12 protein-coding genes are annotated in these 15,466 nt (G+C 57.9%); 8 read left to right on the forward strand and 4 right to left on the reverse strand.

Annotated elements, in window-relative coordinates:
• Positions 1-44: 44 nt before the first annotated feature.
• The gene (locus tag B7444_RS06555; RefSeq protein WP_007281704.1) at positions 45-632 is read right to left on the reverse strand and encodes an HPr kinase/phosphorylase; all 588 of its coding nucleotides are present in this window, start codon (positions 630-632) and stop codon (positions 45-47) included.
• Here B7444_RS06555 and B7444_RS06560 point away from each other — a divergent pair, their 5' ends adjacent.
• Both B7444_RS06560 and B7444_RS06565 read left to right on the forward strand, forming a co-directional pair.
• Positions 633-983 carry a hypothetical protein gene (locus B7444_RS06560; protein ID WP_007281705.1) on the forward strand — a complete coding sequence of 117 codons (351 nt, stop codon included), beginning with the start codon at positions 633-635 and terminating at the stop codon, positions 981-983.
• 173 nt (positions 984-1,156) lie between these two features.
• Positions 1,157-1,540 carry a UrcA family protein gene (locus B7444_RS06565; protein ID WP_007281707.1) on the forward strand — a complete coding sequence of 128 codons (384 nt, stop codon included), beginning with the start codon at positions 1,157-1,159 and terminating at the stop codon, positions 1,538-1,540.
• 154 nt (positions 1,541-1,694) lie between these two features.
• On the opposite strand, the gene B7444_RS06570 is transcribed toward B7444_RS06565, so the two are convergent.
• Positions 1,695-3,509 carry a stimulus-sensing domain-containing protein gene (locus tag B7444_RS06570; RefSeq protein ID WP_007281708.1) on the reverse strand — a complete coding sequence of 605 codons (1,815 nt, stop codon included), beginning with the start codon at positions 3,507-3,509 and terminating at the stop codon, positions 1,695-1,697.
• A gap of 40 nt (positions 3,510-3,549) precedes the next feature.
• On the reverse strand, positions 3,550-4,320 hold the full coding sequence (locus B7444_RS06575; protein WP_007281709.1) for a response regulator transcription factor: 771 nt from the start codon (positions 4,318-4,320) through the stop codon (positions 3,550-3,552).
• A 184-nt stretch (positions 4,321-4,504) separates the two neighbouring features.
• Between B7444_RS06575 and B7444_RS06580 the strand changes: the two genes are divergently transcribed.
• The 5 genes from B7444_RS06580 to infC all read left to right on the forward strand — a co-directional run bounded on the left by B7444_RS06580 (position 4,505) and on the right by infC (position 9,951).
• On the forward strand, positions 4,505-5,134 hold the full coding sequence (locus tag B7444_RS06580; protein ID WP_007281710.1) for a nucleotide exchange factor GrpE: 630 nt from the start codon (positions 4,505-4,507) through the stop codon (positions 5,132-5,134).
• Positions 5,135-5,229: 95 nt separating this feature from the next.
• Positions 5,230-6,138, forward strand: a complete 909-nt coding sequence (locus B7444_RS06585) for a glycosyltransferase family 9 protein (RefSeq protein WP_016737872.1) — start codon at positions 5,230-5,232, stop codon at positions 6,136-6,138.
• On the forward strand, positions 6,135-7,220 hold the full coding sequence (locus B7444_RS06590; protein WP_007281712.1) for a glycosyltransferase family 2 protein: 1,086 nt from the start codon (positions 6,135-6,137) through the stop codon (positions 7,218-7,220). Before B7444_RS06585 ends, B7444_RS06590 begins: the two co-directional genes overlap by 4 nt.
• 111 nt (positions 7,221-7,331) lie before the next feature.
• Positions 7,332-9,275 (forward strand): threonine--tRNA ligase, encoded by a 1,944-nt coding sequence (thrS, locus tag B7444_RS06595; protein ID WP_007281713.1) that lies wholly within the window; start codon positions 7,332-7,334, stop codon positions 9,273-9,275.
• A 154-nt stretch (positions 9,276-9,429) separates the two neighbouring features.
• On the forward strand, positions 9,430-9,951 hold the full coding sequence (gene infC / locus B7444_RS06600) for a translation initiation factor IF-3 (RefSeq protein ID WP_007281714.1): 522 nt from the start codon (positions 9,430-9,432) through the stop codon (positions 9,949-9,951).
• A 70-nt stretch (positions 9,952-10,021) separates the two neighbouring features.
• Here infC and B7444_RS06605 read toward each other — a convergent pair whose 3' ends face one another.
• A complete protein-coding gene (locus B7444_RS06605) occupies positions 10,022-11,572 on the reverse strand; it encodes a tetratricopeptide repeat protein (protein WP_007281715.1) in 1,551 nt (516 codons plus the stop codon).
• 231 nt (positions 11,573-11,803) lie between these two features.
• On the opposite strand from B7444_RS06605, the gene putA reads away from it, so the two are divergent.
• Positions 11,804-15,460 carry a bifunctional proline dehydrogenase/L-glutamate gamma-semialdehyde dehydrogenase PutA gene (gene putA, locus B7444_RS06610; RefSeq protein ID WP_007281716.1) on the forward strand — a complete coding sequence of 1,219 codons (3,657 nt, stop codon included), beginning with the start codon at positions 11,804-11,806 and terminating at the stop codon, positions 15,458-15,460.
• The last annotated feature ends 6 nt before the right edge of the window (positions 15,461-15,466 follow it).

Genomic DNA, 15,466 nt, shown 5'->3' on the forward strand with positions numbered 1-15,466 from the left:
CTACTCTAGCCCTTTTTCAGAAGAGAAGGAACTATTTCGCCGTTTCAGAATCCGGGCACATCGCCGCCTGCTCCGGCGTGCCATTCATACGCGCCGCAACAGGCTCTGAAGGCAGCCACAATACGGCACAAATCTCCGGGAAAACTGCCATTCAGGTGCAGGACAACCGCACCCGTTTCCTTATCTCGCTCAGGAGCCGGCAGGCGGGCGCCAGCATCCCCCAGAAAGACCTTCAGGATCACTCGCGCATTCGTGACAAAAGATGTTCGAAGTATCCCAACCCCCCGAACTTCCAATAACCCTGCCAACGCAGCCGGAGGACTGACATACTCCCCCCTCATCACCACACGATCATCAGACACCAGCGAGAAACCTGCCTCGATCAGTTGCAGGGCAAGGATCGACTTTCCCGCTCCGGAGGGACCACAAAGCAGGATGGCTTTTCCGTCCAGAGCAACACAGGATGCATGAAAATTTTCGGTATCGGGAAACCGTTGCCGAGATGACACGGATTGCGACCCTTCCAACTCCGGTTTAGAACCCTGTGCAACGGATTGCGCTGCATCGCCGTCAGCGCCTTTGTCCGGAGAGGGATTTGAGACCTCTGATGACAGATCGGGAATACGGATCATATGGGCGAATCTTCCAGATACGAGACTGTCACTGTCCATGGCGACGAAGTGACATGCACGGACTTTAATGGTCTTGGACCATCGGGCGAACGGCCACAGCGCCTTTCGGAAGAATGTGAGGCTGCACTGGAGGCTATTTCAGAAGAACTGGCAAAACACGGACTGACTCTGAACCAGACCAGACATGTTGCTGCGATGCTTCGTGAGGGAGACGGGTTCAGCCAGTGCCAGAGCACCCTCGGAGAGGCACTTGCTGCTGCGCGACCAGCTCTGACTCTACGGATCGTTCAGGGATTTCCTCAGCCCAACCAACGTATTGCCCTGAGCCTCATTGCTACCCCATCTCCATAAAATGATAAATATCACCACAAAGAGGCGATATTTATCATTTTTCCAGAAAATTCTTTGAAAATACATTCCCAGGCTCGGAAAACCACTGAGAAAAACAGGTTTGGCACGCCTTCTGCATAACGATTTGCAGGCGACATGATCGCCGCATCTTTTCAAGCAGAAAGGCTTCCGCCATGTTTCGCGCCTCCCTTCCAGTCTGCAGTGTTCTTCTCGCCGCCCTGACGCTCGTACCAACGTCACGCAGCATTGCCGCACCGCTTTCACCGGTACTTGTCCCAACAACGTCCAGCCAGACCGTGAATATCTCGGGGCTTAATCTTGCCAATGAGCACGACTGGCGGATCGCGGCCTCTCGTGTCGATGATGCAGCCCAGTCCGTCTGTTCCGTAACCAACCCCATGGATACCGCAACACCGGAAGATGTTTCATCCTGCGCCCAGATTGCACGACAGGATGCTCTTCATACATTGCGCGACGTCCGTGAAGAGCAGCTAAAAGACCAGCGGGTCGGCCACGTTCTGCTCGCAGCCCGACCAGTTGCATCTCCCCATGGTTAAGGACTGCATTTCACCCCTTTGCATCCTGACGCTGGCTATTCCTTTTGCCGCTACACTCCTGTTTCAGGAAACCGGAGGCAAACGGACGGCCAGCATTCCGGTCAGTGGATTTGAAACACGGCACAGGATGCCGACCAATACCTCACTGACCCTTTCAGGTTGCGCGGGGAAGCCGAACGACAAAGCAGGCGCCGGAAATTGCTCCCGAAGCGTCGAGAATGTTTTCAGCAAACAGGCTTCCACGCAGCGCGTGAATGATCTGACGACTGATAGCCAGACCCAACCCGGAATGCTGACCGAAATGCTCGGTCTGCGGCCGCTCTGAATAGAAACGGTCAAAGATGCTGTCGAGCTTTCCAGGCGGAATTCCGGGCCCTTGGTCACTGATGGTGATTTCCACCACGCTGCCTGTTCCTGGACCACTCCCCGCAATGTCCCGTGCGCTGGCATGGAGGGCAATCACACCATTAGGCGGTGAAAACGAAACAGCATTACCGATGAGATTGCGCAGAACCTGAACCAGCCGGTCTTCCACCGCAAAAGCCCGAAGTGGCGGCTCCTGATCCCGAACATCAAGACGCAGGACCGGAGCATCATCCTTGCGTGTGGTCTGGTGCATTTCCGCCAGAATAGACAAAAGCGCGACGACAGAGACAGGCTCCGGTCGGACGCGAGACAGTTCGGCGTCAATGCGGCTGGCATCCGAAATGTCCGTAATCAGTCGATCAAGGCGTTTCACGTCGCTGTTAATGATTCCCAGCAGACGATCACGCCGTTCCGGAATCGCGATTCTTGGAAGCGTCTCAATCGCCGAACGGATCGACGACAGCGGGTTCTTGATCTCATGACTGACATCGGCGGCGAACCGCTCAATATCATCCATGCGTGCCCAAAGCGCGAGCGCACTGCCGCGCAGAGACCTTGCCAGAACGCCAATCTCGTCCCGTCGCGCCAGCAGACGCTCGGGGACCAGATCCTTACGCCCGTCAGATTCCCGCATTTCATGAGAAGCCCGAGCCAGTGTCAGCAACGGTCGAGCGATAGTCAGGGAGAGGTACCAGGACAGCAGAATAGTGACGACGAGCGCTGCCAGCACCAGAGACAGAATGGATGAACGGACCGCAAACAACGACCGATCCACTTCCGGAGCATGCCGGGTCAGTTGGATCTCACCCACAGTCAGACCTTCATGCACCACCGGTTCAACAACCGTGACCACAAGCTGATGGTCTTTTGTGCGACGGATGAAGGGGGGAAGCTCCGACTGCGCCCGCAAGGGCTGCGCGTCATGAGGGCCATCGGTCGCTGAATCCGGCGTATCCAGCGTCACGATTCCCTCGCTGGACGTCAGCGGCAGCAGAGACAGCAGCCAATCGTAAAATGTCTCTAGCGCATTGTTCCGAGGGGGATGCCAGGGCAGACCATCCGATGCGGCATCCGGGATAATGGGTTTCGGGGGGTGTTTTGGCTCTGTCTGGCTATCCGCCACGAGCTTTCCATCCGGATCGAACAGCAGCGCATGAGCGTTCGGGCTTGGCTCGGTCAGACGCGCCAGCAATGGCCGCGCCTGCGAGGGATCAAGCACGAACTCTCCGCCAGGCGCCGGTTTTCCCCCGACTTTAGGCGCGGCAATGACAGCAGACTGACCCACAGCAGCCGCGTAAATATGTGCCTGCTCTCTCAGGGCGTTGACGTCTGTTTCCAGAAGACTGTTCTGAAACTGATCCAGAAACAGAAGCGTCACTGCCAGCAGAGCCAGCGGAAGGATATTCAGGAGAAGGATGCGTCCAAGGAGAGGAGACGCAAGTTTCCGCCGTGGATCAGGAGGGCCTTTTCGGGTGAACATCCTTTGCAGGGATTGCAGAAGTCCGCGCCGCGCTGCTGCGGCATGACGACGGTCACGCCCCTGCTCGAGACGGTCCGAATCAAGATCATAAGCGAGGGCGGAAGAAGGGTCTGCGTTACCCACGCGGCTTTTCCAACTGGCAAAAGGAAAGGATCACGCTGCGTCACTCATCCCGGTAACGATACCCGATGCCATAGAGGGTTTCGATCTGGTTGAAGCTGTCATCAACCTGACGGAACTTCTTGCGGACGCGTTTGATGTGACTGTCGATCGTCCGGTCATCAACGTAGATGTTGTCACCATACGCTGCGTCAATGAGCTGATCGCGGGACTTTACCATGCCGGGACGCATGGCCAGAGCCTTGACCAGAAGGAACTCCGTGACCGTCAGGGCAATGTCCTGTCCACCCCACAGGCACTGGTGCCGCGTTTCATCAAGGGAGAGCTGACCGCGCACGATGGCTGAACCAACGGCTGTTGCACCGGCGGCCTCAGCACGACTTGCATCCTGCCGACGCAGGAGTGCCCGAATCCGCTCAATGAGCAGCCGCTGGGAGAACGGCTTGGTGATGTAGTCATCCGCCCCCAACCGCAGCCCCATGAGCTGATCCAGCTCTTCGTCTTTCGACGTCAGGAAAATGACGGGCAGGTTTGACCGGGCACGAAGGCGCTGGAGAAGTTCCATGCCATCCATGCGCGGCATCTTCACATCCAGTACAGCCAGGCTGACCGGGCGGCTGATGATTCCCTGAAGGGCACTTTCACCATCCGTATAGGTGTGAACGGTGAACCCTTCGGATTCGAGGGTCATCTGGACGGAAGCAAGAATGTTCCGGTCATCATCCACCAGCGCAATAATCGGTGCCGTAGCTACGCCAGACGGGGTCTGGTTGCTGGCCGACTGGGGCGCGTAGGGAGTGTGTGGCGTCTCCATATGGGGTCCGTCTGCTGAAATCTGATGCCAAGATTATCTATAACGCATGGCGCACCATGGCGGAAAATAGGCATTTCAATGACATCCTACCACGTTGCAACCCTTGTCTTTGAGACAATCCGCGTTATCTCCTGAAGAAGAACGGGGCCACGGGATGGCCCGTCCCACAAGATAAGGTCGTGACATGCCAGACCAGAAGACTACGCCGGAAACAGTGAACGACGCGCCTGAGCAGGGCGTCGAGACACCCGGTATGAACGAAACCGGCGGCGAAACGCTGGAAGAAACCACGCCAGAAGCGCGCATCGAGGCTCTTGAAGCTGAGGTTGCAGAGCTCAAGGATCGCTGGGTCCGCTCCGAAGCGGAAAATCAGAACATCCGCGCCCGCGCCAAGCGGGATGTGGAAGATGCGCGTCAGTATGCCATCCAGAAATTTGCCCGTGACGTTGTCGAGGCTGCTGAAAATCTTCAGCGTGGCCTTGCCTCCATTCCGGCAAAGACTGAAGGTGAAGACACCCTGATTACGAAGCTGCGTGAAGGGATTGAAGGCACGGAACGCTCCTTCATCAACATCCTGGAACGCCACGGCATCACCTGCGAGGATCCGACCGGCAAGCCGTTCGATGCCAATCTGCATCAGGCGATGGCGGAACAGCCTTCCGATCAGCATACGCCGGGCCACGTCATGCAGTCTTGGACGCCAGCATGGCTTCTCAAGGGCCGCCTGCTGAAGCCAGCCATGGTTGTGGTCGCCAAGGGAACACCAGAAGCCGATGCCGCCAAGGCTTCTCCGGGGCTCGATACCACGGTCTAATTTTAAGACCCAATCCTGCTTCAAACAGGATTTCTTTTGCGGAACGTCAGCTCTGGCAGTTGGCGTTCCGTCAGACCCTGCTAGAAATCAGGGTCATGAGTCGTATTCTCGTCATCAAGCTCGGTGCTCTGGGCGATTTCGTTCAGGCTTTCGGAGCCTTTGCTTCCATTCGGGCTGCGTTTCCGAATGATCATATCACGCTCCTGACCACGCCTCCCTTTGCGGAGCTTGCTCAGGCCGCGCCGTGGTTCGACGAGGTCACGACAGACCGGCGCCCCTCCCTGAAACATCCGGTTGCCCTGTTCCGACTGTCGCGGACGTTGCATGGATTCGATCGTATTTTCGATCTTCAGACATCCGGTCGCTCAAAAACCTATTTCCGGCTTGCGGGCCGACCCAGAAACTGGTCTGGAATTTCCAGTGGCTGCTGTCACCCCCACGCCAACCCGTCCCGCAATGAGATGCATACACTCGCACGTCTGGATGACCAGCTTCGCGCGGCAGGTGTAAAGCCACTCGATCGCACAGTACCCGAATGGCTTCGAGGGCACGGGCCAAAAATTCAGGGACGGTATGTCGTTCTGGTTCCCGGTGCTGCGCCCCATCGTCCTCAGAAGCGCTGGCCTGTCACACGGTTTGCAGAAGTGGCCCAGACCCTGTTCCGACGCGGGATCACACCGATCATCGTGGGAAGCGCTACAGAAACCCCTCTGGCTGAGCAGATCCGTAGCCTCTGCCCACAGGCAGTAGACCTCACGGGAAAAACCAGCCTGATCGAACTGGGTGGCGTGCTTGACCGGGCAGAACAGGTTATTGGAAACGATACCGGGCCAATGCATCTGGCTGCTGCCATGGACAGGCCGATCATCGCCCTGTTTTCCGAGGACAGTGACCCTCGCCTGACGGCCCCGCTGGCACTAACTCCTGGGAGAACGACCATTCTGGACGTTCCGGATCTCGCACTGTTGCCTGCATCCCGGATAGAGGCTCTACTCCCTGCATGACAGTTATCCGTTGCGTCACGATGCAGAAAAACGAGGCCACACTGCTTGAGCCGTGGATCCTCTGGCATGGGGCCATTTTTGGTCTCTCCAATCTGACAGTTATCGACAACGGCTCTACTGACCCTCACGTCAAGGATGTGCAGAAGCGTTACGAAGCGCAGGGCGTCCAGATCATTCGCAAGTACCGGGCCCACAAGGATTTCCTGCGCAAAGGGGAAATCTTCACGGAGATCATCCGAGGCTGGGATGCCGAGAATGCCTGCGATTTCGCTCTCCCCATGGATTGCGATGAATTTCTTGCTTTCTTTCTGGATCGCCTCTCGGTAGATCCGGCCGAAATCCGGGCACAGTTCGAACTCCTGAAAGATGAACAGGCAACCCTGATTACGGACCGGCTGTTCCTGAACGTACCAGATGCGCCTAACTATTATCGCCCGCAATCCGTCCCACGGGCCTTATTCAAGGCTCATACAATTGTCGGCCTGGACCGGGGCCTGCATGCACCCCAGACCATCTATCGGGAACGCTGCGTCCGGACGCCTTTCATACATATTCATCTGCATAACCGTCCGGATTATGAAGAAATCCGGCGTTACGCCCGGCAGAAGCTGTCTCATATCGCCGGTGCCATCCCTGGGGAGAAACCCAAGCCAGGTCAGATCACGCCAACAAACCCCAAGGAAGGCTATCACCTCCGATATTACTTTCAGGCCAGTCAGGAAGAATTCCTCCGAAGCTACCTGCACACACCTGATATCTATGCGCCGGTCATCGCAGAGCATTTCAAGGCGCTGGGCGTAGATCCCGCCCCCCTTCTTGGAGACAAAACCGCGCCACAGCTCCCGGCGCACATTCCACAGAATTTTCTGGCACACCGGCGCCTTGGAGACGGATCACAGCACGAATACGTCCTGTTCGATCCACTGTTTTACGCTCATGAGAACGCGGATGTGGTGAAGGATGCGTTCTACGGCATCTGGCCCCTGATCCATTATATGGATGCCGGATGGCGCGAGGGCCGCCTTCCGAATGGCGCCGGACTGGCACCTTTTACCCTTCAGACAGCGACTAACGACCGATAAATCCGCCTTCTCTCCGGTGCAGGGCTTGCGGCCCATGCCGGATTGGGGCCATTTACGCGTGTCTTTTTCCCGGCAGAGGGCTGCCGGGAGCCATCGCAGAGGAGCGATCCCATGCCCGCCATCACACTCCCCGACGGAAGCGTCCGCACGTTCGACGGGACCGTGACGGGCACGACTATCGCCGCCTCCATCGGTCCGGGGCTCGCAAAAGCCGCTCTGGCCATGGAGGTGAACGGCAAGCTCGTCGATCTCGCAACCGAGATTGCAGACGATGCGGCCGTCAAGTTCGTCACGAAGAAGGACGACGCCTCTCTTGAGATGATCCGCCATGACGCCGCCCATGTTCTGGCCGAAGCCGTGCAGTCGCTCTGGCCGGAAACACAGGTCACGATTGGCCCGAGCATCAAGGACGGCTTTTATTACGACTTCTCCCGCGAGAAGCCGTTTACGCCTGATGACTTCGAAGCCATCGAAGCCAGGATGCGCGAGATTGTGGCGGCCAACGCGCCTTTCACCCGTGAGGTGTGGGATCGTGACGAAGCCATCCGCTTCTTCGAAGAGAAGGGTGAGAACTTCAAGGCCGAGCTGATCCGCGACCTGCCGGAAGACGAGCAGATTTCGATCTACCGTCAGGGTGAATGGCTCGATCTCTGTCGCGGCCCGCATCTGCGCGGCACGGCAGACGTCGGAACGGCGTTCAAGCTCATGCGCGTGGCGGGTGCCTACTGGCGCGGCGACCATCGCAACCCGATGCTGACCCGTATCTACGGCACGGCCTGGCGCGACAAAAAGGAGCTGGACGCTCATCTGATGCGCCTGGAGGAAGCCGAAAAACGCGATCATCGCCGCATTGGCCGTGAGATGGATCTTTTCCATATTCAGGAAGAAGCCGTGGGTCAGATCTTCTGGCACCATAAGGGCTGGCGTCTGTACACGGTCCTTCAGGACTACATGCGTCGCGCGCAGTCCCGGAACAATTACGAAGAAGTCCGCACACCGCAGCTTGTTGACCGCGCACTCTGGGAAGCCTCCGGTCACTGGGACAAGTACCGCGAGAACATGTTCATTGCTCAGGTTGAGGATGAAGACAAAACCCTCGCCCTGAAGCCGATGAACTGCCCGTGCCATGTGCAGATCTTCCGCCATGGCCTGCGGTCTTACCGTGAGCTGCCGCTACGTATGGCCGAGTTCGGCGCGTGCCATCGTTATGAACCTTCCGGCTCGCTGCATGGCATCATGCGTGTCCGTGGCTTCACGCAGGATGACGCCCACATCTTCTGCACAGACGACCAGATTGCGGATGAAACGGCAAAATTCGTGAAGATGCTGGCCGAGGTTTACACGGATCTGGGCTTCGAAAGCTTCCGCGTGAAGTTCTCGGACCGTCCGGAGACGCGTGCTGGTTCTGACGAAGTCTGGGATCGGGCAGAAGGCTCGCTCAAGAAGGCCTGCGAGATCGCTGGTGTTGAGTATGAGTACAACCCCGGCGAAGGCGCCTTCTACGGCCCGAAGCTGGAGTTCGTCCTGACCGATGCGATCGGTCGTGACTGGCAGTGCGGTACGCTTCAGGTGGACTATGTTCTGCCGGAGCGCCTGGACGCGTCCTATATTGGCGAAGACAGCCAGCGTCACCGCCCGGTCATGCTGCACCGCGCTATCCTCGGCAGCTTTGAGCGCTTCATCGGCATTCTGATCGAGCAATATGCCGGCAAGTTCCCGCTCTGGCTGGCACCGACGCAGGTTGTCGTGGCTTCCATCGTTTCCGATGCTGCCGATTACGCCACGGAGGTTGCCGCCAAGCTGAAAGCCGCAGGTCTTCAGGTTGAAACTGACGTGCGCAACGACAAGATCAACGCCAAGATCCGCGAACACAGCCTTGCCCGTGTTCCGGTTATTCTGGTCGTCGGACGTCGCGAAGCAGAAGAGCGCAAGGTCGCCATGCGCCGCCTTGGCGGGGCACAACAGGAAATCCTGGGACTCGACGAGGCCGTCAAAACCCTGTCGACCGAGGCAACCCCGCCAGATATTGCACGCTTTTCGCAGGATTGCGCGTAATCCTCTTGCACCCGGAAGGGTGCGGGACTATGTGCAAAAGGAACGGGATCGGCAAAGACCGCATCCCGCTCTTCCTCGTGAAGAGTGGGACGTGATGTCCGGGCTGATCTCCGCATGAGAATTACGACAGGAGCTGACCATAGCTAGACCGCCGATGCAGGCCGCGCCCACCCGTGAGGGGCCGCGCGTCAACGAGGAAATCCGTGTTCCGCAGGTTCGTCTGATTGACGAAGAAGGCGAAATGCAAGGTGTCATGACGACCCGGGATGCCCTGATGCGTGCTTTCTCGGTTGGCCTTGACCTGCTGGAAATCAGCCCGACCGCTGTTCCGCCTGTTGTGAAGATTCTGGACTACGGCAAGTTCAAGTACGAACAGCAGAAGAAGAAGAACGAAGCTCGCAAGAAACAGAAGGTCATTGAGATCAAGGAAGTGAAGGTTCGTCCGGGTACGGGTGAGCATGACTTCCAGACCAAGCTCAAGGCCATCAATTCGTTCCTCGACGACGGCGACAAGGTGAAGGTTTCCCTGCGCTTCAAGGGCCGAGAAATGGCTCACCAGGAACTTGGCGCCAAGATGATGGAGCGTATCCGTCTCGAGGTTGAAGAAAAGGCCAAGGTCGAGCAGATGCCCCGTATGGAAAACCGCCAGATGCTGATGGTCATAGCTCCGCGCTAAGACCCACATCCGTCTCGGAATCCAGAAAAAGCAGTCATCTTCGGGTGGCTGCTTTTTTTATGTCCCGCGATCAGCTCGCCGGCGACGCTGCCTGACAGGAACGGTACACATCCATCAGGCGTTCAAGGGCCACACACACAGTTTCCACCACACTCTCCCAGTCACCTGATCTGGATTGGCGGAAAATTCGCATTGTCGGGTACCACCCGGTCTGAGTGCCCCTTTCCCCCCAGCGCCAGCACGAATCCGCCCGTGACAGCATCCAGACAGGGAGGCCTAGCCCACCAGCAAGATGGGCAATAGACGTATCGACCGTAATCAACAGATCCACACCATACAAACGGGCACCGGTGTCCTGAAAATCAAGAATATCGTTTGTTCCCTCGACCAAAGGCAATCCTGTCACCTCGATCTGATGTCTGGGCATGCCCATCTGGAAACTGACGAAACGTATTCCATCGACCGAGAATAACGGTTCCAACGTCTTCAGCGAGATGCTTCGGCGGCGATCTGTCTGCGTGGCGCGCAGATCATGAGGGCGAGGATCGCCCCCCCAGACCAGTCCGACAATGAAGTCTGGCCGCGCCGGATTTCCCTGCGCCACACTGCGCAGTGCATTGCCCTGCCGTATGATCTCGTCATCCGGCACTGAAAGATAAGGTACCGGGCCGACAACATTGGACTCCAGACCCAGCCGGGCAGGAAGACTCATCATCGCGCAATGGTAATCGAAGCGCTCTTCAGCCGGCATGACAGAAAAGACCCGGTCGACCCCTTCAACCCTTTCCATGAGACGTACAAGCGGTACTGGCACCTGCACCACAACACAGGCCCCTCGGGCAGCAAGGAGAGATACGAGGCGGATGAAATGCAGAGTATCGCCATATCCCTGCTCATGATGAACAAGAATGGTTCGTCCCTGAAGATCCTCTCCTTCCCAGACAGGCGCCTCGATATCTGTCCTGACCATTCGGGAAGACTGCCAGCGCCATTCGTATTCCTGCCACCCTTCCAAAAACGAACCTGCTTTCAGCAGGGCTGTCGCACGTCCGAAGCGAATGACGGGATGGGATGACGATTGCAGAAGGGCCGCATCATAAAACCCTACGGCCTCTGCCGAACGATTGAGGCATTGCAGGACATGGCCCGCATTATTCAGCGCATGGATATCGTCCGGCCGAAGAGTGAGGGCAACACGCACCAGACCCAGAGCCTCCTCAAACCGCCCCAGTCTGGAAAGCACCATGCTCAGATCCGTGGCGTAATCAGGAACCTCCGGGGCCTGAGACACCGCCTCTTCCAAAGCCTCAAGCGCTTCCGGCAACGCTCCCTCATGAAGATGAACAATCCCCAGACGATGCCACACGCGGGGCGCTTCCGGCTTGGACTGAAGGGCTTTTCCGTAAAAAACTGCGGCCTTCGCCCAATACTGGAAACGCTCATACAGACCGCCCAGAAGAAAAGCGCTTTCAGGGCGATCTGGCAGGAGAACTTCCGCCTCCTGCAAGGCTTCCAGAGCCTCTCCTCTCAGCCCGGCGTTATCCAGGCTGACAGCGGCACGCAAAAACGCTGTAAATTGATTGGCAGCAGGCGGAAATGGATCGGTGGCAACGGGGGTCATGCTGGCTCCTACAGCCCCATTTTTAGGAATGCCGCCTTAAGAACTTCCTAAAAATCTCACGCTTCCCTGCTGTAATACGATGCCTTTTTTCCATCCCGGCGCAGTGAAACCGAAATTAAATCCTCTTTCAGCGCAGTCAGCGGATGTCTTGACGGGCAGGTTGCGTTAGAAGCGCATAATCTCTTCTGAATTAAAGGCCTCCCCGGGCTTTAACCCGCCTGGAATGGACCCATGACCCATCCGACGACAAACCCGGCTTCACGCCCTGCTGCTCCTTTCGCAGAACTTTTGCTGTCACGCGCGCCACGTTCTGCCCATCGGGATTGCATTTCCACCGCACATTACCGCTCTGAAGCAGACTGCATGAACGACCTGCTGCCAGTTGCCACTCTGACAACCGAACAGGATCAGCGGGCCAACCGGATTGCGCATCTCGTCGCCCAGACTGTTCGTGAAGCACCCACGAACGCGATCGAAAGTCTGATGAAGACTTTCCCTCTGTCCGCGCCGGAAGGTCAGGCCGTCCTGTGTCTGGCGGAAGCTCTTCTGCGTATTCCGGATTCCAGTACGCAGGACGCACTGATCCGGTCCCTTGTAGGGCACGCGGACTGGGCGCGCCATATCAGCAAGCGACAGTCTTCTCTTATAAATTCCATTGCTCTGAACCTTTCGCTCGCGTCGCGTCTCAACCAGAGCAAAGGCTTCAGCCTCCGGCGTCTGACGCTCCAGACTTCGGTGCCCATGATCCGTCGTGGACTGGAAAAATCCGTCCGCACTCTCGGGACCAGCTTCATTCTGGGATCCACACTTGGGATGGCACTCCGGGCGTCTGCGGCTGGCGAAAAGCTGGGCCTGACCTATGCCTATGATCTCCAGGTCAATACCGCTCTGACGGCCGAGCAGGCTTTGAACGCTCTGACAGCTTATGAAGATGCGCTGGAAGACATCAGCCAGCACGCTGGCATCACCGGCGATTTCCACGAGCGCCCGATCCTCTGCGTGCGTCTGCCTGCCCTGTCGGCCCGTTTCGGGCGGTTCCGCCGCGAACGCATCATGACAGAACTGCTTCCAACATTGCAGCGATTGGCCATCCGGGCACGCCATCTGGATGTCGGTCTTCTGTTTTCCACCGAAGACAGTACCCACCTTGAAACCGCTCTGGATCTGCTGGAAGCGCTCTGTATTCTTCCCGAACTGGGAAGCTGGAACGGCCTTGGGCTGACCGTTCAGACTTACGACCGTCGCGCCTCTGCGGTAGTGGCATTCCTGATTGATCTGGGGCGCCGCACCGGGCGCCGCATTCTTGTCAGGCTTGTCAAAGGAGCCTGCTGGGATTCGGAAATTCGGCAGGCACAGAAAAGTGGTCTGGCAGATTTTCCCGTTTTTACCCGTCGATGCCACACGGATGTCAGCTATATCGCCTGCGCCCGACAGCTTCTGGAAGCGCTGGACGCGAGTTACCCACAGTTTGCCACCCATAATCCTCGTACGATTGGCCATATTCTGGCCCTTGCCGACAAACCAGAACCGGGGGATTTCGAATTCGCCTGTCTTCAGGGTCTCGGATTGCCTCTGGCCCAGTTTCTTCGTGATAAACAGGGCTTGAATTTACCCTGTCGCATCCATGCCCCGGTTGGGGAATCCCAGGCTCTTATGCCGGGGCTGGTCCGTCAGTTGATGGAGAATGGTCCGGGCTCTCTGGGTCTGCGTCGCAATGCAGATCCCGCCGCCACAATCGAAGCACTCACAGCTGATCCGGTTGTGGCAACACGCCTGATTCCCCCCACAGAGCGCGCGAGCCGTTCCGTAAGGACCCCTTCAGATCTGTTCCTGCCGGGACGACGAAATGCGACGGGTGTTGATCTGTTCAGCGAAGAGACTTTACGAGCGCTTTATGCGGTCCTGGAGGGGGACGCGCCCTTCCTGCATGCGGCTCCCATAACGCCCGGTATTGATATCAGCACCAGTCGTTCCCGCATGATCTATAATCCTGCTGATCGACATGATCCTGTAGGGGATGTGGTCGAAACGGATGGGCAGACCCTTCTTGCTGCTCTACAATCCGCAGAACAGGCCCTTCCTGCGTGGTCAGCGAGCAAACCTGAAGACCGTATTACAGCACTGGTCAAAGCCGCAGAGCTGATTGAGACGCATCAGATCGAGCTAATGGCCCTCCTTGTGCGGGAAGCTGGCAAGACACTTCCAGCCGCACAGGATGAAGTCCGAGAGGCCGTCAGCATTCTGCGGCATGATGCAGAACGGCTTCAGGGCCGGGATCACCATCTTCATGCGGCGCCCTTGGGTCTGGTCGCCTGTATCAGTCCGTGGAGCAGCCCTCTGGCGGCTTTCGTTCAGCAGATCTCCGTTTCCCTTGCGGCGGGAAATGTTGTTCTCGCCAAGCCAGCGGAACAGACGCCATTTATTGCAAGCCGGGCCGTCCAGATTCTGCATGAGGCGGGTATTCCCCAAAACGCTCTGCATCTGCTGCCCGGCAACGGGTCCGTAGGGGAACGCCTTACGACGGATCACCGCATTAATGCTGTGATGTTCACCGGCTCAACGCCCATCGGGAAAGCCGTCTCCCGGCAGATTTTTGACCGTCAGGGTCGAACTGGCACCCCCGTTCCAATCGTGACACGCACAGGCGGCCAGAATGCGATGCTGGTGGACAGCTCTGCCCAGCCGGAACAGGTGGTGCAGGATATTCTGACCTCAGCCTTCGACAGTGCGGGCCAGCGCTGCTCCTCGCTGCGCATCCTGCTGCTTCAGGAAGAGTGTGCTGAGGAAATTCTTCACCTTCTGAAAGGCGCCCTTCAGGATCTGGCGATCGGCAATCCCGCGCGCCTGTCCACGGATATCGGCCCAATCATTTCTGCAGAAGCCCGGACTGAGGCACTGGATCATATTGAACTGATGCGCCGCGCCGGGCGGACCATCTGGTCTCCCGAACTCGGAGAGAACTGCCGTTACGGTCATTTCCTCCCCCCGACCCTTATTGAAATCGGGCGTGTGGCCGATATACCGCATGAAGTATTCGGCCCCATTCTCCATGTGCGCCGCTTCAGCCGCAACGAAGCGGATGGCGTTATCGATGCTGTGAACTCCATGGGATATGGCCTGACTTTTGGCGTTCATTCCCGCATCCCGGCTACCGTCGAACGTGCGACACGTCGCATTCAGGCAGGGAACATCTACGTCAACCGTGCTATCACGGGTGCGGTCATCGGCTCGCAGCCTTTTGGTGGCTCGGGCCTGTCAGGCTGTGGCCCGAAAGTGGGTGGACCGTTTGCCCTGCGTCGCATGAGTACACAGACCGGGCCCTGGTTCCCTCCGCAAGACGCCACACCCGGCCAGATCCCACGTCATGCGCACAGTCTTGTCACGTTTCTTGAGAGCCGGGATGCTGTCTCGGCACGACAGATCCGTCAGGATATTGCGCATGCCATGACCGGATTTTCCATGGCCCTTCCCGGGGCTTCCGGCGAAACCAACACGCTGACACTCACCCCCTGCGGGCCGGTTCTGTGTGCAGGCGAAAGCTGGCCTGCCATTCTGAGGGCCGTAGGCATGGCCTTGGGAACCGGGAACCCTGCGCTCGTTCTTGGCCCTGACCACGCTCTGGACTGGATGCATCGTCTCCCGCAGGGGCTGACTGACCGTATCCAGCGTGTTGACCCGGGAGCCTTGCCGGAATGTGCGGCCATGATCATGGAGCGTCACTCAACGCGTGCCTTACAGGCCGCCTCAACGCTGACAGCCCGTGAGGGGCGGATCATTCCCATTTATATGCTGGACTGCCTGCGCCCTGAATGGCTGCTGGAAGAGCGCGTTGTCACCGTCAATACGGCTGCTCTCTGTGGCGATCCGACCATGATGGCGCTCTCCTGACCTGAC

Origin of the sequence: Gluconobacter thailandicus F149-1 = NBRC 100600, assembly GCF_000964465.1 — a bacterium.
Classification (GTDB): Bacteria; Pseudomonadota; Alphaproteobacteria; order Acetobacterales; family Acetobacteraceae; genus Gluconobacter; species Gluconobacter thailandicus.

Excerpts from the sequence above, each read along its gene's own strand:
- B7444_RS06590 (WP_007281712.1), top strand. The coding sequence starts at position 6,135 with ATGACAGTTATCCGTTGCGTCACGATGCAGAAAAACGAGGCCACACTG.
- B7444_RS06555 (WP_007281704.1), bottom strand. The coding sequence starts at position 632 with ATGATCCGTATTCCCGATCTGTCATCAGAGGTCTCAAATCCCTCTCCG.
- infC (WP_007281714.1), top strand. The coding sequence starts at position 9,430 with ATGCAGGCCGCGCCCACCCGTGAGGGGCCGCGCGTCAACGAGGAAATC.
- putA (WP_007281716.1), top strand. The coding sequence starts at position 11,804 with ATGACCCATCCGACGACAAACCCGGCTTCACGCCCTGCTGCTCCTTTC.
- B7444_RS06585 (WP_016737872.1), top strand. The coding sequence starts at position 5,230 with ATGAGTCGTATTCTCGTCATCAAGCTCGGTGCTCTGGGCGATTTCGTT.
- B7444_RS06560 (WP_007281705.1), top strand. The coding sequence starts at position 633 with ATGGGCGAATCTTCCAGATACGAGACTGTCACTGTCCATGGCGACGAA.
- B7444_RS06575 (WP_007281709.1), bottom strand. The coding sequence starts at position 4,320 with ATGGAGACGCCACACACTCCCTACGCGCCCCAGTCGGCCAGCAACCAG.
- B7444_RS06605 (WP_007281715.1), bottom strand. The coding sequence starts at position 11,572 with ATGACCCCCGTTGCCACCGATCCATTTCCGCCTGCTGCCAATCAATTT.
- B7444_RS06580 (WP_007281710.1), top strand. The coding sequence starts at position 4,505 with ATGCCAGACCAGAAGACTACGCCGGAAACAGTGAACGACGCGCCTGAG.
- B7444_RS06565 (WP_007281707.1), top strand. The coding sequence starts at position 1,157 with ATGTTTCGCGCCTCCCTTCCAGTCTGCAGTGTTCTTCTCGCCGCCCTG.
- thrS (WP_007281713.1), top strand. The coding sequence starts at position 7,332 with ATGCCCGCCATCACACTCCCCGACGGAAGCGTCCGCACGTTCGACGGG.